This window comes from Acinetobacter sp. YH12136, assembly GCF_013418545.1.
Classification (GTDB): Bacteria; Pseudomonadota; Gammaproteobacteria; order Pseudomonadales; family Moraxellaceae; genus Acinetobacter; species Acinetobacter towneri.
Window position 1 is genome coordinate 76,141 of the sequence record NZ_VPBV01000006.1, and the last position, 24,014, is coordinate 100,154.

The following is a 24,014-nucleotide window of genomic DNA, read 5'->3' on the forward strand; positions in this document are numbered from 1 at the left end:
ATGTATTCCTTATTTTTCTAGCTGGCTATCGTTTATTGATGGTGTGAGATTAAGCATGCAAGCCTGAATGCATAATTGCAGTCGCACGTAAATCACGATACCAACGCTCTACAGGATGTTCTTTGGTAAAGCCATGACCACCTAAAATTTGCACGCCATTGGTGGCAATTTGCATAGATTTTTCTGCACAGAGCAGACGTGCTAAATATGCTTCTCGATGAAAGTTTTTACCCGATTCGGCAAGACTCGCTGCATTCAGCAACAGCATGCGCATGGCTTCAATTTCAATGGCCATATCTGCAATCATAAAAGCCACACTTTGACGATGTGAAATTGGTTCGCCAAATGCAGTGCGCTCATTGGCATAGCGAATACAATAACTTTTCACTGCTTCACAGCAACCAACTGCCATGGCGCACCACATGAGATTGCCTAAATCTAAAAATGCGCTGTAATCGAAATCATCTGTGCCTAAACGCTCCGCAGGGGTTTGATTAAACTTTAAAGTTGCCGTTTCGCAGGCTTTTAAGCCCATTGCAGGCGCTGCTTTAAATTGAATAGAAGCATCACGTTGCACAATGAACACATCGGCTTGACCATTTAGCTCTGCACTAACCAAAAATAAATCTGCTGTTTCGGCCAAAATCACCAGCGTTTTTTCACCTGTAATTAGGTACTGTCCATTTTGCAAAGTCGCTTTGGTTTTTAGCTGATACGGATTAAACGCAGCAGTATTTTCCTGAATCGCAAAAGTGGCTTGAAGTGGCGTTGGATGGTTCGCGTCTGTTTCGGAAAACGCAGATAAATACTGATTTTGAACCTGTTCTGAACCCCAGCGAGTTATGGCATTCATTACGCCAAATGTGGAAAGTAATCCTGCGGTTAAGCCAAAGTCGCCACGTGCCAATTGTTCGGCAATTAAAATATGGCTGACAATATTTTGTTCAGTGGCAACACCGCCTAAAGCTTCGGGCAGAGCATAGGTGTTCAAACCTAAATCTGTGCTGTATTGCCATAATACTTGTGGGAATTTCGCATCATGATCTGCCTGATGTGCCAATGGATAGATCACTTCTGTAGCAAATTGCTGCATGGCATCGACCAGCATTTGCTGTTCTTCACTCAATGACAAATCAAATAAATCTTTGGATTGACGTGTCAGTCGTTGTTGCGGTAATTTTTGTGTGCTTTTAAAATTTTTTTGAGTGGTTTCAAAGGTTTTAAAACCTGCTTTGGCTGAGTGATATAGAGATTGTTCAACCCATTTGCGTAATTTGAATTGATCGAGCAGATCACTCGATGCCATTTTAGTGAGTAGCGCTAAGCCGAATCCTTGGGCTTTGTTTATCATTTGACTCATGATTGTGTTGTCCTACACAGAGAATGCTTGTTTTTTATGCTGACATGCAGACTATAAAAAAACTATGTCATTGCTGACATGCAGAATTGTCAAAGATAAACGGTAAAAATTTTCTTATAACTGGACTAATATGTGGATTTTTATAGATTATTAATTTTATAGAAATCTACGCTTTTAAAATAAATTGACCTAAATGACAATTGCATCGAGTGGGCAACAATCATTTAGGTCTATATAACAGCTTTGATCAAAGAAATAAAAGTTGGGACTTAAATAAACTTTTGAATCATTTTGCGGACATTGGTTTTCGCATCAATCACGGTCATAAAGGTGTAGGCACCAATAAATTTACGGCTAATAAACATAAATTCTTTAGGCGGCACACTAAAGTAACGCGAAGCCATCGATTTAGATGCTTGTTGCATGACACGGCTATGCAGCTGACTTTTTTTCCAGTCATAGCGCGATTGTTCATCCATCACGCCTGCAGGTAAATCGCGGTTATTGTCTAAGTGACTAAAGGCTTCGGTTGCCAATAGAAACACTTTTGCCATGTCAGGTTTAATGCTTTCAGGGATGCTGTCAAAAAACTCATAACCCGTCATGGCATTCACCATCATTTGTGGGTCGTGGTAATAACCCGCCTTGATCAAATTACGAGCCACAGTCAGCAAGTGTTGATCAAATTGACGAATAGCACCAAAGTCGAGCAGTACAATTTTATCGTGAATATCTTCACCATTACCTAAGCGAACTAAGTAGTTGCCAAAGTTCGGGTCAGTCTGCATTTCGCCCCATTCAAATACTTCACGCACAGCAATTTCTAAAGAGGCTTCGCCTAATTGGTTACGGCGTTCTTGAGGTAATGAGAGCATGACAGGGCTGTTAATCGGTACGCCACGTTCAAAGGTCATACACAGCACTTGGTCGCTACAGTATTCATCCACAATTTGCGGCACAATGTAGCGCGGATCATCTTTTAAACGGGCAGCAAAACGACGTGTCGTTTCCGCTTCAATTTGATAGTTGACTTCACGATGCATCATTTCACGCACTTCATCAAACCACTGATCAAATTCACGGGTTTGCGGCACCATGCGTGTCAATTTGAGCATATTTCTAAATAGGCTCATGTCTGAGTCAATCGCATCTGCTACGCCTGGATATTGGATTTTTAATACCAACTCCAAACCATCCGACTTGCGGGTCGCGCGGTGAACTTGAGCCAAAGAGGCTGTACCTAATGGCTCATGATCAATGGTGAGATCATCAAGTTTGGCACCTAACTGTGCCTGTAATTGCTGTTTAATTGCAGGCCATGCCAATGCGACAGTCTGGTTATTCAGCGTGTTGAGTGCTTGCGTAATTTCTTCAGGTAAAAAATGTTCGCCGTACAGCGCCATCATTTGCCCAATCTTCACGATAGAGCCTTTGAGTTTGCCAATTTCAGCCACCAAGTAATCGGCTTGTTCTTTCATGGCTTTTTTTCGTTTACGTTCTTTTTCTTCTTCGCTTGAAAACATAGAGGTGGCATTCGAGGCTGCCCATCGTGTTCCTGCAAGTAAAGATGCCTTTGCGATGGATAAGCGTCGATCCATAGAGGAAGTCTTGAGTTGTTTAAGCTTATCGTTCTGATCTGACATTAAAATCAATCCTTAAATCAGCAATACGCAGGAAAATTAGATTGTAACGGATATTAGCGCGTCTTAACGTATTAAAAAAGTTCAACTTGCTGAACGACGAGTTTCCTCGTGAAAAAAGTATGAAAAACGGCTTAAAAGTACTTTTACATCCGATATTGCACTTTGGTTTCGGCTTTTTTCATCAATTGCGCTTTGTTGTCTTGGATAAATTTGAGAATCATCAATTTTACAGAATCGTGTAAAAAACCATGCGCATATCCCTTAACAATAATCACGCTGGGCAAACTAAAAAATAGATATTTGGCATCATCTAATGACGAATTTTCAAAAATGCCGTTTTCAATCAAAATTTGCTGAAAAAATTGTTTTTCAATCAAGACTGCTTCGGAGTGGTTGTCGTTCCAATAGCTTTGGCGCATGGCCATCAAATTATTGTGTTTGTAGCTCATAAGGCTGAAAGTTTCATCTATAAAATGAGTAATTCAATTATTGGGATATTGTCACATTTTTCAATGATTGTTGTGCATTTATCATAGACTGAATCATAAAAAGCAGGGGATTGACTATATGCTTTTTAACCTGAATCTTGTAGCATCAATGCAGCAATTTGGGTTTTGTAAAATTATAAAATATTGAAAATTTACCGCGCTTTAAAAACAGACTGCGCTCAGGGGAAAATATGAAAGTTTGGATATTTACACTATTGGGGATGCTGACTTTGGGTACAGCTCAAGTTTGGGCGAATGGCGTTTCACAAGGCTATACGCAATGTATGAACAATAGTTATGGCAAAATTTCCCAATCGCAAAAATGTATTAAAACTGAGCAAAAAGCACAAACCAAACGACTCAAAAAACACTATAAAGCCTATGTAAAACGCAGCGCAGGCAATGCCAGTAATATTCAACAACAGCATCAACTTTGGGAAAACCGTGTAAAACAACGCTGTTATTTATCGACTCAAAGCGATTTTGCCGCATTACAACGTGCACAATGTGTTTTGCTGCAAACAGCAGAGCGCGCTGATTATTATCAAGGTCAGTTTGTGGGAATCAAATAAGTAAAACCATAGCAAATAAATTACTTGGAAACTGCTTAAACATTATAAAACCGAGCAAAACAAGGTATCATAAGGCGTTTTAAAATTTGACCTTGGAGCGCCTTAAGTGGATCGACCGACAATTAGCCCTGAACATTTGCAGGAAGCTGCTGAAAACCTATCAACCATTCGTGATTTTATTCGCTTTGGGGTTACAGCACTACGTCAATACGATGCACATTTAGGTCAAGGTACAGAAGATTATTTTGCAGAAAGTTCTGCATTGGTGTTACAAACTTTGTCTTTAGACTGGAATGCAGACGCTGAAATTTTAGATGCAAAATTATTGCCGAGCGAAGCAGCTGAATTTTTAAGCTTGCTCGAACGTCGTATCAATGAAAAAGTACCAACTTCTTACTTATTAAACTTGGCGTATTTCTTCGGAAAACCATTTTATGTCGATGAGCGTGTTCTAATTCCACGTTCACCTATTGCCGAGCTAATTGAAAATCGTTTTGCGCCATATTGCCTAGATGAAGAAGGTCAAATGCGCGAAGCAGATAACAATTTACCAGCCAATGCTGCGCCTAAAACCCCACAACGTATTTTGGATATGTGCACGGGTTCAGGTTGTATTGCGATTGCTTTGGCTTATGCTTTTCCAGATGCTGAAGTCGATGCAACTGACATTTCAAAAGATGCTTTGGAAGTCGCACAAATTAACTGTGAACATCACAACAAACAATACCAAGTGGCGTTGCTTGAGTCTGATTTATTCGCCAAAATCCCAGCCGAAAATCAGTATGATTTAATCGTATCTAACCCGCCGTATGTTGATGCGGAAGATATGGCAGATTTACCTGAAGAATTCCATCATGAGCCAGAATTGGCATTGGCAGCAGGGCAAGACGGCTTAGATTTAGTCCGTAAAATGTTGGCGCAGGCGGCAGATTACTTAACTGAAGATGGTCTGATTGTGATTGAAGTAGGTAATTCTGAATGGGCGATGAAACAGAATTTCAACACGGTTGATTTGCACTGGTTAAAATTCCAAAAAGGTGGTTCAGGTATTTTTGCATTGACTGCAGCACAATGCCGTCAATATCGCGATTTATTTATTCAATCTGTTCAAGCATAAGGAGTCGTTGGACGTGGCAGGTAATAGTATAGGGCAACTTTTCCGTGTAACGACTTGTGGTGAATCTCATGGCGTAGGTCTGATGGCGATTGTCGATGGCGTGCCACCGGGGATTGAACTGTCTGCAGAAGATTTACAAAAAGATTTGGATCGCCGTAAACCGGGTACGTCTAAGTTTGCGACACAGCGTAAAGAACCCGATGAAGTTGAAATTATTTCAGGTGTTTTTGAAGGTAAAACCACTGGAACTTCAATTGGTTTACTGATTCGTAATACTGACCAAAAATCGAAAGACTACGGTAATATTGCACAGACTTTCCGCCCTGGGCATGCAGATTATACCTATACGCAAAAGTATGGTTTCCGCGATTATCGTGGTGGTGGACGTTCAAGCGCACGTGAAACAGCAATGCGCGTTGCAGCAGGTGCAATTGCAAAAAAATACCTGTTCGAAAAATTTGGAATTGTGATTCGTGGTCACGTCACTCAAATTGGTACAGAAAAAGCTGAAAAGCTAGATTGGAACGAAGTACCAAACAATCCATTTTTCTGTGGCGATGCCGATGCTGTACCACGTTTTGAAGCTTTGGTAACGTCTTTGCGTGAACAGGGTACAAGCTGTGGTGCAAAACTGGAAATTGTGGCTGAAAAAGTTCCTGTGGGTTGGGGGGAACCTGTTTTTGATCGTTTAGATGCCGATATTGCCCATGCCATGATGTCTATCAATGCTGTGAAAGGCGTTGAAATTGGAGATGGTTTTGCAGTGGCAGCGCAGTTTGGGCATGAAACCCGTGACGAACTGACCACTGACGGCTTTTTGGCGAACCATGCAGGCGGTATTTTAGGCGGTATTTCTAGTGGTCAAGATATTCGTGTTGCGATTGCTTTAAAACCAACAGCCAGTATTACTACACCTGGTAAAACCATTAATTTAAACCGTGAAGATACAGACGTACTGACCAAAGGACGCCATGATCCTTGCGTAGGTGTGCGTGCAACGCCAATTGCAGAAGCTATGCTTGCGATTGTATTGATGGATCATTTCATGCGTCATCGTGCGCAGAATGCCGATGTGGTTGCACCGTTTGCACCCATTGAGCCGAAATAACAATATGCTTTAAGCAAGGTGCATAATCATTGCCAAGTGCGAAAATATGTTGTGAAAAAAGCCAAACCGTAGTGTTTGGCTTTTTTCTGCCTGAGTTTTGAGCTTAGTTCTTCTTTTAGATTGTAAGTTTCAAAATTTTATACGCTGTTTTATATGGTGAAGATGCAGAGGAATGATCTGCGGCTCCTAAATATTAAGCCAATAAAAAAGAGCGCATATTGCGCTCTTTTCAAGGAATTTATTTACACCTCATTAAAGAAACCAAGTGTAATAACCCCAAATCATCAATGGCCAAGCCACAAATGGGCTAAATAACCATTTCCAAAACCAAAAGCGTGGAATAAAACCAACACCGTGTACAAAGCCACCTGAAATACCAATCATAATAAACATCATGGCACGGTGGCTATATTCACCGTTGGCATCCAGCATTGCTGCTGGATGAAGAAGCAGTACAGCTGCGAGTGGGAATGCCAATAAACATGAAATAACCATCGCAATCTTGTTCGGTTTTTGAACTGTTGTTTCAGCGTTCACTGCAGTGTCTGTCATCTAATTATTCCTCGTCAAGGTCTTGATGAGATTCAATATACAGGGCACTCAAGACACCTGCAAAGCATGCCATCAGAATACCGAGAATCCATGCAAAGTACCACATAATTTATTCTCCTTAGACACAGCCTTAGTAAAGGCTGTGTGAATTCTCTTTAATGTGCTTGTTGGTGATAACGCCCCACATTTTGTAGTAACACCAAGTGGTGTATAGCAAAATAATTGGTACGAAGATACATGCTGCAACAGTCATTACAGTTAATGTGTTTTTACTTGATACCGCATCCCACATGGTCAAGCTTGCAACTGGGTTGAGGCTTGATGGCATTAAGAATGGGAACAATGCAAAACCTGCAGTTAAAATCGCACCGATCACCGCTAAAGATGAACCTGTGAAACTTAAACCAGCTTTGTTTTTACCTGCTGCAAGAATAATCAAAATACCACCCAAGATGCCCATAATTGGTGCAATCATGGTAATAGGGTACGCTGAGTAGTTGTTCATCCAACCTGGGTTTGCATTAGTTAAAACTTCTTTAGCCAATGGGTTTGCTACGCCGTTCGTGTCGTATGGAGTGACTAGGGTATAACCTTCGATACCACCGAAGTATAGCCATGCGCCTGCACCCAAGAAACACACAAGGAACACAATGCCCATGATTTGCGTTGCTTTTGCAGAGCGTGCACGTAAGTCACCATCGGTACGCAGCATTAACCATGCACCACCATGCGCGCAAAGCATAGACAAGCTGACTAAACCACACACTAAAGCGAATGGGTTTAATAATGCAAAGAAGCTGCCTGTATATGTTGAACGTACAGTTTCGTCTAGGGTAAATGGTACGCCAAGGAACATATTACCAAACGCAACACCGAACACTAATGCAGGAACTGCACCACCTACAGCCAAACCCCAGTCCCAAGATGTACGCCATTTGGTGTTTTCAAGTTTTGAGCGGTAGTCAAAACCAACTGGGCGCAGGAATAGGGCAAACAGAACTAAGAGTAGTGCCCAATACATGCCTGAGAATGCTGTTGCATATACCATTGGCCAAGCAGCAAATAACGCGCCACCCGCTGTAATGAACCAAACCTGGTTACCATCCCAGTGCGGTGCAATCGTGTTGATTGCAGCACGGCGTTCTTCGTCATTTTTACCTACAAATGGCATGATCGCCATTGAGCCCATGTCGAAGCCATCGGTGAGGGCAAAGCCAATGAGTAATACACCCACTAACACCCACCAAATGATTTTGAGTAATTCATATTCGATCATGCTTAAGCCTCCTCATTGGCTTTTTTCGCAGCTTCAATTTTCTCGAAGTGGTATTTACCAGTATGAAGCGAGCTTGGGCCTAGACGTGAGAATTTGATCATCAAGTACATTTCAATAATCAGCAAAACGGTATAGAACGCTGCCAATGCAATGATTGAGCCCCATACGTCGCCAGTGCTGAGTGAAGATGCAGACAAGTGTGTTGGAAGTACTTCACCAATTGTCCATGGTTGACGACCAACTTCTGCTACATACCAACCTGTTTGCGCTGCAATCCAAGGTAATGGTAATGAGAATAACGCAAATTTTAATAACCAAGGTTTGCTTTCTGCGTTGCGTTTAGCCACTGCAAAAGTTGCAAGTGCGAATAACAACAGCATTAAGAAACCAGAAGCTACCATGGCACGGAATGCCCAGAACAAACTTGGTACGTGTGGAATAGTATCCGCAGCAGCCATTTTAATTTGTTCGTCAGTCGCATCTACTACGTTTGGCGTGTATTTTTTCAACAATAAACCATAACCCAAATCGGTTTGAGTTTGCTCAAATGCAGCTTTAAGTTCAGGAGATTGGTCGCCCGCACGTAATTGCTCAAGTTGTTGATAAGCAACCATACCGTTACGAATACGAACTTCGTGGTTTGCGATCAGGTCTTTAATACCAGTCACTTCTTCGGTGATAGAACGCGTTGCAATAATCCCCATGACATAAGGAATTTTAACTGCGTAATCTGTCGTTTGCGTTTCTTCGTTTGGAATACCAAATAAAGTGAACGCTGCAGGAGCAGGGTGAGTATCCCATTCTGCTTCAATTGCTGCGAGTTTGGTTTTTTGAACATCACCTAATTCATAACCTGATTCATCACCAAGTAGAATTACAGATAAAGTAGAAGCTAAACCGAAAATTGCTGCAATAGCGAATGAACGACGCGCAAATGGCAAGTCTTGCTTTTTCAATAAGTAATAACTTGAAATCGCTAAAACGAAAATAGCACCCGTTACATAACCTGCAGAAACAGTGTGTACGAATTTAACTTGCGCAACAGGGTTAAAAATTAACGCCCCGAAGTCAACCAATTCCATACGCATGGTTTCGTAGTTAAAGGTAGAACCCACTGGGTTCTGCATCCAGCCGTTGGCAACTAAAATCCAGAGAGCGGACATATTAGAACCAAGCGCAACCAGCCACGTTACACATAAGTGCTGCACTTTGGAGAGGCGATCCCATCCAAAGAAGAATAAACCAATGAAGGTCGATTCTAAGAAGAAGGCCATTAAACCTTCAATTGCGAGTGGTGCACCAAAGATATCACCCACGTAGTGTGAGTAATACGCCCAGTTTGTACCAAACTGGAACTCCATGGTTAAACCAGTGGTTACCCCTAAGGCAAAGTTAATACCGAAGAGTTTTCCCCAGAATTTGGTCATGTCTTTATAAATTTCTTTACCAGAAATCACATACGTGGTTTCCATAATGGCAAGAATAAAAGCCAGACCTAAAGTCAGTGGAACAAAAATAAAGTGATACATCGCGGTCATTGCGAATTGGAACCGCGAGAGATCGACCACGCTTTCAGAAATCATCAACGTGTCTCCTTGATTGAGGAAGGACTGCCAGCAATACGCTCAGCAACTTGTGAATCAAAATTTTGAGGAATAGTTGGGGCATCAAACCAAATATTTTTGATGACCATTAACAGCACGACCTTAATTATTAAAATGATCGTGAGTTCACGAACTACTTTTCTATTTAAATCTTTAGGAACTAAGCTCACTTTTATAAGCCTATTTTTTAAACTGTGTTTTATATTATTAAACAAAAACATACAAAAAAAAATAGCTGGCACAGTTAAAATGCAAATATATTGTTAACTTATTATAAATCAATAGTTTGTTTTTAGGTGTTGCAGAGAATAAATGGGAGAAATTAGTATTTTTTAAACTTGACAGGAACACTTGTAATTAATAATTCCAAATCTGACTAAAATACTTATATTTTAAAAAAGCAAATCTGACTAAATTGCTATGAATAAAAATCAATCTAAAAACCACAATAAATTAGAGATATTATCAGCTAATAATTATTCTCATTCATTTGTTAAAGTTTAATGACGATTCCGCACATTTTTTTTATTTCCCTACAATGTAGTGGTACTTTGTCTTTGGCTTAGTCTAACGTAAATAGCATTTTTTCATAATAAGTTTGTTTAAATATTGTTCAGATCACATGAAATGTATCGTTTATAAACAAACAGATTGTGTTGAGTTTGAGTGAAAAATTTTAACTTTCTTAGGTCAGCAAGATTGGTTTTAAATCTTAAAAAATGACTTATTGATTGCTAAACAAGTTATTTGATGCTGAAATTTTTTTAGCTAGATAGTGTGATCTTTTTTTGCGCACAATAATAATTTGAGCTTGAAATTCAAGTTCACCAAATTCAGGTTCAACCTGCACATAATGCAGTTGTCCAAACTCATCACGCACACGTGCTTGTGCAGAAAAACCAGGACGGGCATTGCCACTGGAAATTGTGGCTAAGCGTCCGAGTAAATCGACTTGGCGTATGCTATATTTGGGCTTAATCACTTGGTCTAGACAGTGAATCATAAAGACTGTAAAAAAGATGGCAATAATAAACGCTGGAATTATAATGTAATAAGCGGGAACGAAATGTTGTTGTTGTGAGTAAATTAAAAACTGTAAAAAATATCCTGCAACACTGAAATTCATCAGTAAAAAAATAAAAATCAGTACCTTAGAAAATTTAACATCTAAAAGTGGTGATTCTGTAATCCGTTGTGAAAATGCACGCTTGAGCAACTGACTTGGGCGAAAATTAAAGTAATAACCAATCGTTTCGACAGTGCTGAGTAGCAATAAAACAACTAGGCTGAGATGAAAGGGCATTAAGTTCAAATCAGATAAAAACTCATGCATGCGCTAAACTCACGTGTTGAAATATTTATAGGTGATGTTATTAGATGCAGATCATTGATCTAACTCTGCTTAGAGAGCATAGATAAATGATCTGGTTTTGTATAGAGCTAAGATTTGGAACTTTTCGCTTCTTTCTGAAAGTTGCAAAAAAGTTAGTCGTTGATCAAGTAAATCCCACCATCTGAATGAACGCTGATCTCAACTTTCTCAAGTGATTGACCTAAACATGGGCCAGAAATACATTCACCTGTTTCAACTAAAAATAAAGCACCATGCGTTGAGCATTCGATATATTCTTGGTCACGGTCTAAGAACTGGTTTTCTAAAAATTCTAATTCCACTTGTAGGTGTGGGCAGACGTTTTGGTAAGCGTAATACATGCCATCACGTTGGGTGATAAAAATTGTGTCACCATTTTGCGTTTCGTAGGCACGTGCTTCACGCTCAGGAATGTCTTCCATCATACAAATTTTATTCATTATGCAGATTCCTTTTGAATGCTATGCAAAAGTTTAGCGTAATCTTCTACCGCAAGACGAGGGCCGAATTGAGAAACCACTTCACTTGAAATCAGAATGGCAAGTTGAGCTGCAGTTTGGAAACCTAAGCCTGCATTGAGTGCATACAGGAATGAACCTGCAAAGGCATCACCCGCACCGTTGGCATCAACAGCAGTGACTTGACGACCTGGTACAGAAAAAGCGTTGTTGCCATCATAAATTAGGGCACCTTGTGCGCTCAATGTAATGACAATGTATTTGCTTTTTTGTTTTAGTTGTTCTAATGCCGCTTCAGCCGTTTCCGTTCCTGTGTACATCATGGCTTCTTGCTGGTTACAGAAGATCAAATCCACACCATCATCTAGTAACTCATCCAAACCTTCACGCGCATATTGCACCATGGCAGGATCAGATAAAGTCAGTGCAATTTTAACCTGATTGGCTTTGGCAATTTCACGCGCTTGTTTTACCGCAGCACGTGCAGTATCACTAGTAGATAAATAACCTTCGATATAAAGCCATTTTGCTGTTTTAAGTGGCTCAAAATCAATTTGTGTAGCAGAAAGTTCTGCGGTAATGCCCAAGTAAGTGTGCATGGTACGTTCAGAGTCATCACTCACAAGTACCATACAAGTCCCTGTAACGCCTTCACTGACCGATTTGGTTGTGGTGTGAATACCTGCTTCATTTAAGCCTTTGAGGTAAATATCACCCAATTCATCGTTACCAACACGGCAGGCATAGAAGGCTTGACCACCTAAAGCACTAAATGCAACGGTGGTATTTGCGGCAGAACCACCCGAAGCTTGGCCTTTATGTCTTTGTGTTTTAATTAAGTTGTTGTATAAATTTGCTTGTGTTTCACCATCGGTTAATTGCATAGTACCTTTTTGCAAGCTATGTTGAATGAGAAAGTCATCCGAGACTTGAAATTCTTGGTCAATTAATGCATTACCAATTGCAAAAAGGTCAACAGTTGCCATGTCTTTAAATCACAGTCAAAATTAAAAACGCTAAGTTTACACCAATGCTCAGGATTGCTGTAGTTTCATGAATAAAATTCAGCTGAATGAATGTTATTGATGAAAAATAGGGGTTTAGCAGAGTTATCAGGAAGGTTAGATGAACATCGAAATTAAAGAAGCACAAGAGTTACCAACGCAAATTCAGACTTTGGCCAAACATGCTGCTCAAGAAGGCTTTGATTTTGTCCATCGTTTAATTGAAGAATGGGAAAGTGGTAAAAACCGCTTTAGTCAGCCTGGTGAGTTTTTATTGTTTGTTTACGATGGTGATCAATTGGTTGCATGTGGTGGCTTAAACCAGCAATGGAATGAGCAAGATATTGAAAGTCGTATTGGACGTGTACGTCGTTTTTATGTTTTGCCAAATTATCGTAAACATGGCGTAGGTAAACAGCTCTTGCAACATTTAGAGAAAAAAGCACGTGCTAATTTTTCGGCGTTGTGTTTAAACACTGATACCAAATCGGCAGCGCATTTTTATCAAAAACAGAATTATGTGTATGTCGAAAATCATCCAAACTATAGTTATTTTAAATACCTGATCTAGTTTTGCTCATGCTACAAGCAGCAGTGTAGGCAGCATTTTGTTGATACTTTGCAAATTTCAATCAATTTAGTCGGGTTTTCAACGTGAATTATCTAAAGAACTAAAGCTATAATGGCTTTAGTTTTTTATTTGCTTATTTTTAGGAGATCACATGACTGTAGATGTCACTGAAACCATTTCCCAGACTGTACATCCTGCGTTTCAGTTGGTACGTCAACACCATGTTGAAGCCTTAGACATTTTAGTGTCTGAATATAAACATAAAGTTACAGGTGCGGTGCATTATCATTTGGCGACAGATCATGATGAAAATGTATTTTTAGTCGCATTTCGCACTCAGCCGATGGACTCCAAAGGTGAGGCACATATTTTAGAACATACTGCGTTGTGTGGTTCTGAAAAATTCCCTGTCCGTGACCCGTTTTTTTTAATGATTCGTCGTTCATTGAATACTTTTATGAACGCATTTACCGCGGCAGATTGGACGGCTTATCCATTTGCAACACAAAACAAAAAAGATTTCCAAAACCTGCTTGCGGTGTATATGGATGCGGCTTTTGCAGCCAATTTAAATCCTCTGGATTTTGCTCAGGAAGGTATTCGTATTGAGCTGGAAAATGGCGAGCCTGTTTATAAAGGCGTGGTATTTAATGAAATGAAAGGTGCGATGAGTTCGCCATCCGATCAGCTTTATCATCAATTGGCTTATCATTTATTCCCTGAAACGACTTATCACTACAATTCAGGCGGTGACCCGAAAGATATTCCAGATTTAACCTATCAAGAATTGGTAGATTTTTATAAGTCACATTATCACCCAAGTAATGCGGTATTTATGACTTTTGGCAATACGCCTGCATACGATTTACAAGAACAGTTTGAACAGTTGGCTTTGGCGAAATTTGAGCAGGGCGAAACGCTATATTCGAAACCTGAACGTCGTTTAGCAGCACCAGTGTCAGTGACTGAAAGTTATGCAGTCGATGCAGAAGAACTCAAAGATAAAACTTATCATGTTTTGGCGTGGTTATTGCCTGAAGCGAGCGATATTAAATTACGCTTGGGTATGCGTTTGGTTGAAGGTGTTTTACTCGAAAACTCTGCATCACCACTGCGTCATTATTTGGAAACTTGGGCGCATGCACAATCTACAGGGCCATTGATGGGTGTAGATGATTCCAACTTTGAAATGACGTTCTTCTGTGGTGTGCAAGGTTCTAACCCTGAACATGCAGCAGAATTTCAGGCGGGCGTTTTAAAAGTTTTACAAGACGTGGCTGCGCAGCCTGTAGATACGGCTTTGGTTGATGCAATTTTGCATCAAATTGAATTGCATCAGCGTGAAATTAATGGCGATGGTATGCCATACGGGTTGAGCTTGATTTTAAATGGTTTAAGCAGTGCAATTCACCACAATGACCCAATTCAGGTGTGGGATGTAGATACCGCAATTGAACAAGTCAAAGAAGAACTTAAAGACCCAATGTGGTTATCGCAATTAATTCAGACACATTTAATTGATAACCCACACCGTGTGCAAATGACTTTGGTACCGGATGCAGAAAAATCGGCCAAAGATACTGCACTTGAAAAAGCACGTTTGGCTGAAATTGGCGCACAACTCACAGATGAGCAAAAAGCAGAAATCGTCGCGCAAACGGAAGCTTTAAAAGTCCGTCAAGATACGCCCGATGATTTGAACTTATTGCCAAAAGTTGGTTTGGAAGATGTGCCTGCAGCCTTGCATATTGTGCAGGGTGAGTTGCGTGAAATTATCAGTAACCGCATTGATTATCCTTTAAATTTATATCATGCAGGAACCAATGGAATTTACTATCAGCAAGTGTTGATTCAAATTCCTGATGAAATTGTTCAATCGCCATATTTTAATTTGCTGTCTATTTTGATGGGCGAAGTGGGTGCAGGTGAATACGACTATTTAGAATTACAACAGCTACAAACCGCAGTCAGCGGTGGTTTGGGCATGGGCGCATCTTTACGCTCTAAAGTCGATGACAAAAATCAGATCAGTGCATGGCTCACTTTAACCACTAAGTCTTTGGTGAATAATCTTGAAGCCATCCGCTTGCTGAAACTGGCATTTGAGCAATTACGTTTTGATGAAAAAGACCGTATTATCGAGCTATTACAACAACGTAAAACCCGTTGGCAGTCGCGTTTGTCGGGTTCGGGGCACAGTTATGCCATGCAAATTGCAGGACGTCATCACAGTGCTTTGGCACAGCGCGATTACAACAACACAGGTTTGGGCGCATTAAATTGGTTGGCAGACTTGGTTGCTAAAATTGAAAAAGATGCAGCGGAATACGAGAAATTGATTGCTGAATTGCAATTGATTCACCATAAATTACTGCAAGCACCTAAGCAATTTTTGTTAGTATGTGAAGAACATCAATCCGATCGTTTGGTCGAAGAAGTTCAAGAAGTTTGGGATAAACTTATTGTTGCAGAAAATCCTGCTGCTTTAACTCAAGTTCCTGTAGATCATTCAACGCAAGATCAGGCATGGTTGATTCAAGCCAATGTGCAATTCTGTGCGGCTGCGTATCCTGCGGTGGAAGTGTCGCATCCTGATGCTGCACCTTTGATGGTATTGGCTGCATATTTGCGCAATGGTTTCTTACACAGCGCAATCCGTGAAAAAGGCGGTGCTTACGGTGGCGGTGCAAGCTACGATGGCAATGCATGTTCATTCCGTTTTTACAGTTATCGTGATCCACGCTTGGCAGAAACTTTCGCAGACTTTGAAGCGAGTATTGATTGGTTATTTAATGCAGAGCAATTGCCGCATCAACTAGAAGAAGCGATTTTAGGTTTAATTGCTAGTATGGATAAACCAGGTTCGCCTGCAGGTGAAGCGATTACTGCATGTTATGCATTATTGCACGCGCGTACACCCTCATTCCGCACAGTATTACGTGAGCGTTTATTGGCGGTGACTTTAGACGATTTAAAACGTGTTGCGGAGCAATATTTGCGTCAGCAGCAAGCATCTAAAGCCGTAGTCGCACCTGTGTCAAAACGTGAAGCATTGCTCGAACTTGGTTTTGAAATTAAACAAGTGAACTGATACGTGAAATAACAACGAAAACTTAGGGGGATTTATGAGCGCGTTCAAACTGTTTGAACGCACAGGACTGTCGCTGAGTGTTGCCGCACTCAGCACTGTGTTTGTGGCGAAAACCTATGCACAAGACCCAGCTAGCTTAGTTGCACCTGCAACACCTGAAGCCTGTGTGGCTTTAGAGTCAAATGCTGATCGTTTGGTGTGTTACGATGCTCTGTTTAAAATTCCTGAAGCAGAAAAAACAGCGCTGATTAGCGAACGTCAAGCTGCTCAGGCACTAGCGCCTGAACCCGAAACGGTGACAGAAAAAATTGCAGTGGGTGTGAGTAATTTATTTTCTTTTGATGTACCAAAGCTTGATCCGAATGTATCTTTACTGGATAAGCGCTGGGAGCTTTCACCCGATAGCAAATTAGGCACATGGAATTTACGTGCTTATCAACCTGTGTATTTGATGCCTACTTTTTGGACGTCCGATAAAAATGAACGTCCACAAAGCTTGAATGAGCAAAATACCGTTCCCGTGGGTAAGGAGCAAAACCTGACCTCAATGGAAACCAAATTTCAGCTGTCTTTAAAAACCAAAGCGGTAGAAAATCTGTTGGGTGATAACGGTGATGTGTGGCTAGGTTATACCCAGTCATCACGTTGGCAGGTTTATAATGGTGATGAGTCACGTCCATTTCGTGAAACCAATTATGAGCCTGAAGCCAGTTTGATGTTCCGCACCAACTATACACTTATGGGGCTGCATGGTCGTTTATTGGGTGTGACGTTGAACCATCAATCCAATGGTCGTTCTGATCCATTATCACGCAGTTGGAATCGGGTGATTTTTAATTTAGGTTTTGAAAAAGACAATTTTGCCTTGATGTTACGTCCGTGGTATCGCATTGAAGAAGACCGCAGCGATGACAATAACCCTGAAATTAAAAATTATATCGGGCGTGGCGATATGTTGGCATTTTATCGCTGGAAAGAGCATGACTTTTCTTTGATGCTTCGTCATAGCTTAAAAGGCGGTGATGACGCGCACGGTGCAGCACAGTTTGACTGGGTTTTCCCAATCAGTGGAAAATTACGCGGTCATTTCCAATTGTTTGATGGTTATGGTGAAAGCCTGATTGATTATAACCACCGCGCCACCTATGTTGGTTTGGGTGTGTCTTTAATGAATTGGTTTTAAGTAGATTAAGATTGATTTCTCATTATTGCTCGCTGAATATAAAACGCCAATCTTGAAGATTGGCGTTTGTTTTTGAAGTCGGATCGTATCCAGCTTTTATCCAACTTGAATATCTGCGGTTGGATGTTTAAGTCGGCTTTTTTGTGGTGTGGCGATTAAATAAGCCAAAGTCAGCGGCCCTAAACGACCTGCAAACATCAACAACATTAAAATAATTAAGCTGGCAGGTTGTAATTCACCTGTAACACCACGGGATAAACCCACCGTGCACGCTGCAGATACAGCCTCAAACAACAGGTCTAAAAAATTCAGTTTCGGTTCAAGGGCAAGTAAGCTAAACAAACCGAGGCAAATTAACATACCTGTGATGCTGATCACCGCCAAAGCTTTAAAGGTGGTACGTTCAGGTACAGCATGATTAAACACACGCACCTCATCTGAACGTCTTAAAAAACTGATCACACTTAAAATGACAATAATAAATGTGCCAACTTTAATACCGCCTGCGGTACTGAGCGAACCGCCACCAATAAACATCAGTAACATGGTGAGTAGGGTGCTGGCATTTTGCATGCTGGCCATATCTAGACTGTTGAAGCCAGATGAACGTGGCACGGTAGCATGGAACCAAGCATTGAGGGCTTGATCGCCAATACTCATGGCTGCAAGGGTATGTGGATTATTGGCTTCAATCGCCCAAATCAGCAGAAAGGCCACAAAGTTTAAACCAGCAATGGTCGATAAAATCAGCTTGCTATTGGGTGAGAGTTTTTTCCAGCGTTTGGCACGTTTAATATCCATGAGTACTACAAAACCAATACCGCCAATGATATACAGCATACTAATAGTTAAGGTAATCAGGTATTGATCTGCAAAACTCATTAAGCTATTGGGAAATAATGAAAATCCACCATTGTTAAAGGCTGAAACACTATAGAAAGCCGCATAGAAAAATGCATCGCTAAATGGATAATCCTGCATCCATGCCAAGGTTAAAATAACCGTGCCAATCCCTTCAAAAAACAATGAGTAGAGCAACACGCTTTTAATGGTCATCGACACTTTAGACAGGTTGGTTTGCCCAATGGTGTCTTGCGCCATGATTTGTTGTTTTAAACCAATTTTGGATGACAAACTTAAAACCGCTAAAATCGCAAAAGTCATAAAACCTAAGCCACCACATTGTAACAACAACATAATGACCATTTGCCCAAATACGGTATAAGCATCGCCAATATTCACTACAGACAATCCAGTGATCGTCACTGCAGATGTAGCAGTAAATAAGGCATTAATCCAACTCATCTCGCCATGATGGGAAATGGGCAGTTTCAGCAAGATTGTGCCAATGCTAATAAAGCTTAAAAAGCCCAGTGCCAAAAGACTGGGTGGGCTTAAATTGACAGTTTTGATTGGTTGTTTCGCTGTTTTTTTCATTCTGACTTAAATTGTTTAGATAAGCGTTTTAATGGTTCAAGTTGTCCTTCAACCACCAAAATATCATCTGTTTGTAGCATTAAATTGGATTCAAGCGTATAGAAAATCGTTTCGGCACGTTTAAACAGTAAAAGTTTAACCTCGGGTGCATGTGACATCAGACTATGAATGCGCGTGCCATGCAAGTTGTCTTTAATTTTTACTTTTACAATATAGTGGTTGTCGTTTAGGCTCATATAACGACTCACCATCGGATAACTCAGCGATTGCGCGATGCGAACGCCCATATCTTCTTCAGGGTGAATAATTTTACTTACGCCCAAATGGGTCAAAATCATGGTGTGCGCTTTACTTTTGGCTTTAACGTAAATTTTAGAAATACCCAAATTCTTTAAATTTAAGACACACAAAATACTGGCTTCAATATCTTCACCAATGGCGACCACCACGGCATCGCAATTTTGAATATTCAGTTCTTCCAAAACGTGTTCATCGGTTGCATCGGCAATCACCGCATGGGTAATTTGATCGGCAATGTTTTCTACAAACTTTTTATTGCTATCAATCCCAATGACATCATGGTTGAGTTTGACCAATTGTGTCGCCACAGTTGCACCAAAGCTACCTAAACCAATGACAGCAAATTGTGCCATAGCATCATCCTGAAAAAATTATATTATTCTCTTAATATTTTAGAATACTTTGTGACTCAACACTGTATCAATATGACTAAAAAAACCGCTGATTGCAGCGGTTTTTTGCACTTATTGACGTGTATGATCGTTTATTTTAAGAAACGCTGATAACCCAAGTTGTTAGTAATTTCTTGGTATGGATAAGTGATCTTTTCCAAAGTTTCAATTAAACCATCTGGGTTCTGTTTGGCATCCGAAGCTTCTAAACCGACCAATACACGACCTTCCGCTGCACCGTGGTTACGGTAATGGAACAGGGTGATGTTATGGGTTGGGCCTAAGCGCTCCAAGAAAGTCAGTAATGCACCCGGACGCTCTGGAAATTCCACACGGAATAGACGTTCATTTTCAATATCGGCATGACCACCGACCAAATAACGAATGTGTAGTTTTGCTACTTCATCATCCGACAAATCATCAACATCGTACTGGGTTTTGAGTAACTCATAAATGTCGTGGCGTTCTTTTTCACCAGATTTTAAGCTGATGCCGACAAAGACTTGTGCAGCAGTAGCATCGCTGGCGCGGTAGTTAAACTCGGTGATATTACGACCTTGCAGCGCACGGCAGAAGTTAAGGAACGCACCTTTTTCTTCTGGAATGGTCACGGCAAAAATTGCTTCTTTATGTTCACCGAGTTCAGTACGTTCCGCAATATAGCGTAAACGGTCAAAGTTCATGTTTGCGCCACAGACAATTGACACAATATTTTTATTTTGCAATTGGTGTTGCTCGACATATTTTTTGATGCCTGCCAAAGCCATTGCACCTGAAGGTTCTACAATGCTGCGGTTTTCATCAAAGGTGTCTTTAATTGCCGCACAGATTTCATCGGTATTCACCAAAACGACATCGCGCTCAACAATTGGGCCTGATTGATCTGATTTTTGTAGTTGTAAAACTTCAAACGGTTTCTCACCAATTTGTGCGACAGCAGTACCATCGGCAAATAAACCCACTTGCGGCAAAATAACCCGTTCATTGGCTTCAAAAGCCGCTTTTAAGCAAGCCGATTCATCATATTCTACAGGAATGACTTTGACATGCGGTGCGACATCGCCCAAGTAGGCTGCAACACCTGCAATTAAACCGCCACCACCAACAGCAACGAAAACATATTCGACATCGCGCCATTGACGCAAAATTTCATTGGCAATCGTACCTTGACCTGCCATGACCAATTCATCGTCATACGGTGGAATAAAAGTCATGCCTTCATCTTGGGCACGTTGAATTGCATATTTGTTGGCAACATCAAATGAGTCACCATGTAATACCACTTCGCCACCCAAGCGTTTTACCGCTTGTACTTTAATATCTGGCGTGGTTTTAGGCATAACGATAATGGCGCGAATGCCCAGTTTTTGCCCAGACAATGCTACACCTTGCGCATGGTTGCCTGCAGAGGCAGTAATTACACCACGTTCAAGTTGGTCTTTGGGTAATTGGCTAATACGGTTATACGCACCACGCAATTTAAAAGAGAATACAGGTTGTAAGTCTTCACGTTTAAAGCGAATGTTATTGTTCAGTTTTTCACTAATTCGTGGCGCTGCGTCGAGTGGGGTTTCGATTGCAACATCGTAGACCGTTGCTTGTAAAATTTGTCGAACCAAACGAGACAGCATGTTAATCTTCCATCTAACAGTTTAAAATAGGGGGTTATTGTAACAAACCCCTGCACATTTGCGCTGTAAAATCGGCAACAAATGTCAAAAATAGTTGAGTGAAGTCATGAGTCTGTATGCTACCCAAGATGAAAAGAAGCAAGCGGCTGCCAAAGCAGCATTAAAACATTTGCCTAAAGGCGGGATTTTGGGGGTAGGTACAGGCAGTACAGTGAATTTCCTGATTGATTTATTGCCTGAATTACAATTAGAAGCAGCTGTGGCAAGTTCTGAAGCGACTGCGGAGCGCTTAAAGAAACTTGGTATTGAAGTGGTCGATATGAACTCTGTGGGCAGTTTAGATGCTTATGTTGATGGTGCAGATGAAATTGACCGTCACATGCACATGATTAAAGGCGGCGGCGCAGCGTTGACCCGTGAAAAAATTGTGGCTTCTATTGCACGTAAGTTTATCTGTATTGTCGATGATTCAAAATGGGTAGAGCAATTAGGACGTGAGTTTCCATTGCCAATTGAGGTGATTCCAATGGCTCGTTCTGCGGTAGCACGCAAAATTGTGGCTTTAGGTGGCGATCCTGCTTACCGTGAAGGTGTGGTAACTGATAACGGTAACGTGATTTTAGATATTTATAATTTAAATATTTTAAATGCGTTGGAATTAGAAAAAACCTTGAATGATATTCCGGGTGTTGTGACCAATGGTATTTTTGCCATCAATAAAGCTGATATTGCAATTGTAGCGACCAATAACGGCATTGAAGAACGTACTGCGGTTTAATTCGTCCCCCAAGCCCCTTGTTTTTAATAGGGGGCTTTTCTCCCTCCTTTATTAAAGGAGGGTCGGGGAGGATTTAATAAAAGAACAACAATGACATTATCCGACTTACCTGAAATTCAAATTACACCACATGCAAAAGCAACACGTTTACGGTTACGTGTCGAGCCGAATCAAATTCGCTTAACTGTGCCGAAATATTGCACTCAGCGACAAATTCAGGATTTTTTGCAACAATCTGAACAGTGGATGATTGAAACTTGGCATAAACAGCAAGCACAGCAAGGACTTGTGCAGCGTGAATTGCCAAATCAGTTATCACTTTTTAATTTGCCTGAGCCTTTAAATATTCATTATCAAACACAAAAACACAGTTTTATTTTAGATTTAAAACAGCATTGTCTTTGGGTCAGTGACCGTCAACCTGCAGCATATTTAAAAGCCTTTGTTATTGCTTATGCCAAACAAATGTTGCCGATATATTTGCAAACAGTCAGTCATGAAATTGCTTTGCCATTTAAACAGTGCGCAATTCGTCAACCGAAAACCCGTTGGGGCAGTTGCAGTACGCAACAGCATATTATGCTCAATAGCGCCTTGGTGTTGTTTCCTGAACAAATTGTGCGATATGTTGCTGTGCATGAGTTGGCGCATACACGACATTTTGATCATAGTCCTGCATTTTGGGTTGAAGTACAACGGCATGATGCGCACTATTTGCAGCATCGCAAGCAGTTAAAAACAACGTCTTTGCCTTGGTGGTGGTATCAATAAAAAAGCCAACACCCACATGATAAGACTACAATGCAAAGGTGTTGCACGTATTGACTACAATCCAAATCATCTTTTATAAAATCAACAGAATAAAGAAAAGCCCCAAAACCCTAGTAAAACAGTTCAGAAAACCAAAACTTCCTGTCATACTATAGCGTTAGCTTAAACATGCTTTTGAATTGAGGTAATGCACGTGATTTCAGTTGGTATTGTCGGTGGTACAGGTTATACAGGCGTTGAATTATTGCGTCTTTTGCTACGACACCCAAATGTGAAAGTAAATGTACTGACTTCACGTACAGAAGCGGGTCGCCGTGTAGATGATATGTTCCCAAGCCTACGTGGACATACTGACCTTTGCTATTCCGATTTAAACATCGAAGGCCTAAAACAATGTGATGTAGTGTTCTTTGCTACGCCGCATGGTGTTGCTATGCAACATGCTGCGGAACTTGTTGCAGCCAATACAAAAGTGGTCGATCTTGCTGCAGATTTCCGTTTGCAGGAATTAGCACAATTTGAAAAATGGTATGGCATGCAGCATGCCTGTCCTGAAATTTTAAAAGATTCTGTTTATGGTTTATCTGAACTTAATCGTGAACAAATTAAACAAGCGCAAGTGATTGGTAACCCAGGTTGTTATCCAACCACGGTACAGCTTGGTTTAGCACCATTGTTTAAACAAGCTGAAGCTTTAGTGAAACCTGAAAGCATTATTATTGATGCAAAATCAGGTGTATCTGGTGCAGGCCGTAAAGCCAGTCTGGGCATGATTTACTCTGAAAATGCAGATAACTTTAAAGCCTATGGTGTTGCGGGGCATCGCCATCATCCTGAAATTGTAGAAGCACTAGAAAATATTTCGGGTCAAAAAAATGTGTTCAATCACATATTATTTGTACCGCATTTAGTGCCGATGATTCGCGGTATGCTCAGCACTATTTATGTAGATTTGACTGATGCTGGCGATGCAGCAGATTTACAAAGCTTGTATGAGCAGTTTTATGCCAATGAGCAATTTGTAGATGTAATGCCAGCCAACAGTTCACCAGAAACACGTTCAGTACGTGGCGCCAACCAGTTGCGTATTGCGTTGTATAAACCTCAACCAAAAAAAATGGTACTTTTGGTTGCACAAGACAACTTGGTGAAAGGTGCAGCAGGGCAAGCCGTACAAAATATGAACCTGATGTTTGGTTTTGCTGAAAACGCAGGACTTGAGGTGATTGGTTTATTACCATAAAACACGTTTTTCAACTTCACACACATTTAGATTTCGATTTAAATGTGTGTTTTGAATGAATCA

At 40.8% G+C, this 24,014-nt stretch carries 23 protein-coding genes; 9 read left to right on the forward strand and 14 right to left on the reverse strand.

The features are described 5' to 3' along the window. Nucleotides 1–49 precede the first annotated feature (49 nt). The 3 genes from FTU71_RS04425 to FTU71_RS04435 form a co-directional block, all read right to left on the reverse strand. Nucleotides 50–1,360, reverse strand: a complete 1,311-nt coding sequence (locus FTU71_RS04425; protein WP_004973388.1) for an acyl-CoA dehydrogenase family protein — start codon at nt 1,358–1,360, stop codon at nt 50–52. Nucleotides 1,361–1,629: 269 nt separating this feature from the next. Then, nucleotides 1,630–3,003 (reverse strand): AarF/ABC1/UbiB kinase family protein, encoded by a 1,374-nt coding sequence (locus FTU71_RS04430; RefSeq protein ID WP_004973390.1) that lies wholly within the window; start codon nt 3,001–3,003, stop codon nt 1,630–1,632. 143 nt (nt 3,004–3,146) lie between these two features. After that, nucleotides 3,147–3,452 carry a hypothetical protein gene (locus FTU71_RS04435; RefSeq protein ID WP_154320717.1) on the reverse strand — a complete coding sequence of 102 codons (306 nt, stop codon included), beginning with the start codon at nt 3,450–3,452 and terminating at the stop codon, nt 3,147–3,149. A gap of 230 nt (nt 3,453–3,682) precedes the next feature. On the opposite strand from FTU71_RS04435, the gene FTU71_RS04440 reads away from it, so the two are divergent. From FTU71_RS04440 to aroC, 3 genes are all read left to right on the forward strand, one after another. Continuing rightward, a complete protein-coding gene (locus FTU71_RS04440) occupies nt 3,683–4,063 on the forward strand; it encodes a DUF1311 domain-containing protein (RefSeq protein WP_004973395.1) in 381 nt (126 codons plus the stop codon). A 106-nt stretch (nt 4,064–4,169) separates the two neighbouring features. Continuing rightward, nucleotides 4,170–5,180, forward strand: coding sequence for a 50S ribosomal protein L3 N(5)-glutamine methyltransferase (gene prmB / locus FTU71_RS04445; protein ID WP_004973398.1), 1,011 nt, complete (start codon nt 4,170–4,172; stop codon nt 5,178–5,180). 13 nt (nt 5,181–5,193) lie between these two features. Then, nucleotides 5,194–6,288, forward strand: a complete 1,095-nt coding sequence (gene aroC, locus FTU71_RS04450; protein ID WP_004973401.1) for a chorismate synthase — start codon at nt 5,194–5,196, stop codon at nt 6,286–6,288. Nucleotides 6,289–6,540: 252 nt separating this feature from the next. Here the strand turns inward: aroC and FTU71_RS04455 are convergent, their stop codons facing one another. From FTU71_RS04455 to FTU71_RS04490, 8 genes are all read right to left on the reverse strand, one after another. After that, nucleotides 6,541–6,840, reverse strand: a complete 300-nt coding sequence (locus FTU71_RS04455; RefSeq protein ID WP_004973403.1) for a cyd operon YbgE family protein — start codon at nt 6,838–6,840, stop codon at nt 6,541–6,543. A 4-nt stretch (nt 6,841–6,844) separates the two neighbouring features. Next, a complete protein-coding gene (gene cydX, locus FTU71_RS04460) occupies nt 6,845–6,946 on the reverse strand; it encodes a cytochrome bd-I oxidase subunit CydX (RefSeq protein ID WP_004860610.1) in 102 nt (33 codons plus the stop codon). Between the two features lie 24 nt (nt 6,947–6,970). Beyond that, entirely contained in the window at nt 6,971–8,116 is a 1,146-nt protein-coding gene (gene cydB / locus FTU71_RS04465; RefSeq protein ID WP_004973405.1) for a cytochrome d ubiquinol oxidase subunit II, read from the reverse strand. A gap of 2 nt (nt 8,117–8,118) precedes the next feature. Next, the gene (locus tag FTU71_RS04470) at nt 8,119–9,699 is read right to left on the reverse strand and encodes a cytochrome ubiquinol oxidase subunit I (RefSeq protein ID WP_096900849.1); all 1,581 of its coding nucleotides are present in this window, start codon (nt 9,697–9,699) and stop codon (nt 8,119–8,121) included. Next, nucleotides 9,699–9,890, reverse strand: coding sequence for a cytochrome oxidase putative small subunit CydP (gene cydP, locus FTU71_RS04475; RefSeq protein WP_070155611.1), 192 nt, complete (start codon nt 9,888–9,890; stop codon nt 9,699–9,701). Before cydP ends, FTU71_RS04470 begins: the two co-directional genes overlap by 1 nt. 554 nt (nt 9,891–10,444) lie before the next feature. After that, nucleotides 10,445–11,053, reverse strand: coding sequence for an OB-fold-containig protein (locus FTU71_RS04480; RefSeq protein ID WP_167846036.1), 609 nt, complete (start codon nt 11,051–11,053; stop codon nt 10,445–10,447). 152 nt (nt 11,054–11,205) lie between these two features. Continuing rightward, nucleotides 11,206–11,517 (reverse strand): Rieske 2Fe-2S domain-containing protein, encoded by a 312-nt coding sequence (locus FTU71_RS04485; RefSeq protein ID WP_180005707.1) that lies wholly within the window; start codon nt 11,515–11,517, stop codon nt 11,206–11,208. Between the two features lie 14 nt (nt 11,518–11,531). After that, a complete protein-coding gene (locus tag FTU71_RS04490; protein WP_004973415.1) occupies nt 11,532–12,536 on the reverse strand; it encodes an adenosine kinase in 1,005 nt (334 codons plus the stop codon). A 139-nt stretch (nt 12,537–12,675) separates the two neighbouring features. On the opposite strand from FTU71_RS04490, the gene FTU71_RS04495 reads away from it, so the two are divergent. The 3 genes from FTU71_RS04495 (at nt 12,676) to FTU71_RS04505 (ending at nt 17,399) form a co-directional block, all read left to right on the forward strand. Then, entirely contained in the window at nt 12,676–13,125 is a 450-nt protein-coding gene (locus FTU71_RS04495) for a GNAT family N-acetyltransferase (RefSeq protein WP_180038098.1), read from the forward strand. A 151-nt stretch (nt 13,126–13,276) separates the two neighbouring features. Next, entirely contained in the window at nt 13,277–16,216 is a 2,940-nt protein-coding gene (locus FTU71_RS04500; RefSeq protein WP_179994409.1) for an insulinase family protein, read from the forward strand. A 34-nt stretch (nt 16,217–16,250) separates the two neighbouring features. Next, nucleotides 16,251–17,399, forward strand: coding sequence for a phospholipase A (locus tag FTU71_RS04505; protein WP_179994410.1), 1,149 nt, complete (start codon nt 16,251–16,253; stop codon nt 17,397–17,399). A gap of 96 nt (nt 17,400–17,495) precedes the next feature. Here FTU71_RS04505 and FTU71_RS04510 read toward each other — a convergent pair whose 3' ends face one another. The 3 genes from FTU71_RS04510 to ilvA form a co-directional block, all read right to left on the reverse strand. Further along, the gene (locus FTU71_RS04510) at nt 17,496–18,836 is read right to left on the reverse strand and encodes a TrkH family potassium uptake protein (RefSeq protein WP_179994411.1); all 1,341 of its coding nucleotides are present in this window, start codon (nt 18,834–18,836) and stop codon (nt 17,496–17,498) included. Next, nucleotides 18,833–19,489, reverse strand: a complete 657-nt coding sequence (locus FTU71_RS04515) for a TrkA family potassium uptake protein (RefSeq protein WP_004973425.1) — start codon at nt 19,487–19,489, stop codon at nt 18,833–18,835. The genes FTU71_RS04510 and FTU71_RS04515 overlap by 4 nt, the downstream gene beginning before the upstream one ends. Nucleotides 19,490–19,620: 131 nt before the next feature. Further along, nucleotides 19,621–21,159, reverse strand: a complete 1,539-nt coding sequence (ilvA, locus tag FTU71_RS04520; RefSeq protein ID WP_019837302.1) for a threonine ammonia-lyase, biosynthetic — start codon at nt 21,157–21,159, stop codon at nt 19,621–19,623. A gap of 106 nt (nt 21,160–21,265) precedes the next feature. On the opposite strand from ilvA, the gene rpiA reads away from it, so the two are divergent. The 3 genes from rpiA (at nt 21,266) to argC (ending at nt 23,951) form a co-directional block, all read left to right on the forward strand. Further along, nucleotides 21,266–21,937, forward strand: a complete 672-nt coding sequence (gene rpiA, locus FTU71_RS04525) for a ribose-5-phosphate isomerase RpiA (protein ID WP_004973429.1) — start codon at nt 21,266–21,268, stop codon at nt 21,935–21,937. Nucleotides 21,938–22,027: 90 nt separating this feature from the next. Continuing rightward, the gene (locus FTU71_RS04530; protein ID WP_179988618.1) at nt 22,028–22,708 is read left to right on the forward strand and encodes a M48 family metallopeptidase; all 681 of its coding nucleotides are present in this window, start codon (nt 22,028–22,030) and stop codon (nt 22,706–22,708) included. 187 nt (nt 22,709–22,895) lie between these two features. After that, on the forward strand, nt 22,896–23,951 hold the full coding sequence (argC, locus tag FTU71_RS04535; RefSeq protein WP_180038094.1) for an N-acetyl-gamma-glutamyl-phosphate reductase: 1,056 nt from the start codon (nt 22,896–22,898) through the stop codon (nt 23,949–23,951). Nucleotides 23,952–24,014: the final 63 nt, after the last annotated feature.

What these genes read in the sequence shown, in the direction of transcription:
- FTU71_RS04500 (WP_179994409.1), top strand. Translation starts at nt 13,277, where the DNA reads ATGACTGTAGATGTCACTGAAACCATTTCCCAGACTGTACATCCTGCG.
- cydB (WP_004973405.1), bottom strand. Translation starts at nt 8,116, where the DNA reads ATGATCGAATATGAATTACTCAAAATCATTTGGTGGGTGTTAGTGGGT.
- FTU71_RS04455 (WP_004973403.1), bottom strand. Translation starts at nt 6,840, where the DNA reads ATGACAGACACTGCAGTGAACGCTGAAACAACAGTTCAAAAACCGAAC.
- argC (WP_180038094.1), top strand. Translation starts at nt 22,896, where the DNA reads ATGCACGTGATTTCAGTTGGTATTGTCGGTGGTACAGGTTATACAGGC.
- FTU71_RS04515 (WP_004973425.1), bottom strand. Translation starts at nt 19,489, where the DNA reads ATGGCACAATTTGCTGTCATTGGTTTAGGTAGCTTTGGTGCAACTGTG.
- FTU71_RS04440 (WP_004973395.1), top strand. Translation starts at nt 3,683, where the DNA reads ATGAAAGTTTGGATATTTACACTATTGGGGATGCTGACTTTGGGTACA.
- FTU71_RS04425 (WP_004973388.1), bottom strand. Translation starts at nt 1,360, where the DNA reads ATGAGTCAAATGATAAACAAAGCCCAAGGATTCGGCTTAGCGCTACTC.
- FTU71_RS04480 (WP_167846036.1), bottom strand. Translation starts at nt 11,053, where the DNA reads ATGCATGAGTTTTTATCTGATTTGAACTTAATGCCCTTTCATCTCAGC.
- FTU71_RS04490 (WP_004973415.1), bottom strand. Translation starts at nt 12,536, where the DNA reads ATGGCAACTGTTGACCTTTTTGCAATTGGTAATGCATTAATTGACCAA.
- FTU71_RS04510 (WP_179994411.1), bottom strand. Translation starts at nt 18,836, where the DNA reads ATGAAAAAAACAGCGAAACAACCAATCAAAACTGTCAATTTAAGCCCA.
- FTU71_RS04470 (WP_096900849.1), bottom strand. Translation starts at nt 9,699, where the DNA reads ATGATTTCTGAAAGCGTGGTCGATCTCTCGCGGTTCCAATTCGCAATG.
- FTU71_RS04530 (WP_179988618.1), top strand. Translation starts at nt 22,028, where the DNA reads ATGACATTATCCGACTTACCTGAAATTCAAATTACACCACATGCAAAA.
- FTU71_RS04430 (WP_004973390.1), bottom strand. Translation starts at nt 3,003, where the DNA reads ATGTCAGATCAGAACGATAAGCTTAAACAACTCAAGACTTCCTCTATG.
- ilvA (WP_019837302.1), bottom strand. Translation starts at nt 21,159, where the DNA reads ATGCTGTCTCGTTTGGTTCGACAAATTTTACAAGCAACGGTCTACGAT.
- cydX (WP_004860610.1), bottom strand. Translation starts at nt 6,946, where the DNA reads ATGTGGTACTTTGCATGGATTCTCGGTATTCTGATGGCATGCTTTGCA.
- FTU71_RS04505 (WP_179994410.1), top strand. Translation starts at nt 16,251, where the DNA reads ATGAGCGCGTTCAAACTGTTTGAACGCACAGGACTGTCGCTGAGTGTT.
- FTU71_RS04435 (WP_154320717.1), bottom strand. Translation starts at nt 3,452, where the DNA reads ATGAGCTACAAACACAATAATTTGATGGCCATGCGCCAAAGCTATTGG.
- FTU71_RS04485 (WP_180005707.1), bottom strand. Translation starts at nt 11,517, where the DNA reads ATGATGGAAGACATTCCTGAGCGTGAAGCACGTGCCTACGAAACGCAA.
- FTU71_RS04495 (WP_180038098.1), top strand. Translation starts at nt 12,676, where the DNA reads ATGAACATCGAAATTAAAGAAGCACAAGAGTTACCAACGCAAATTCAG.
- rpiA (WP_004973429.1), top strand. Translation starts at nt 21,266, where the DNA reads ATGAGTCTGTATGCTACCCAAGATGAAAAGAAGCAAGCGGCTGCCAAA.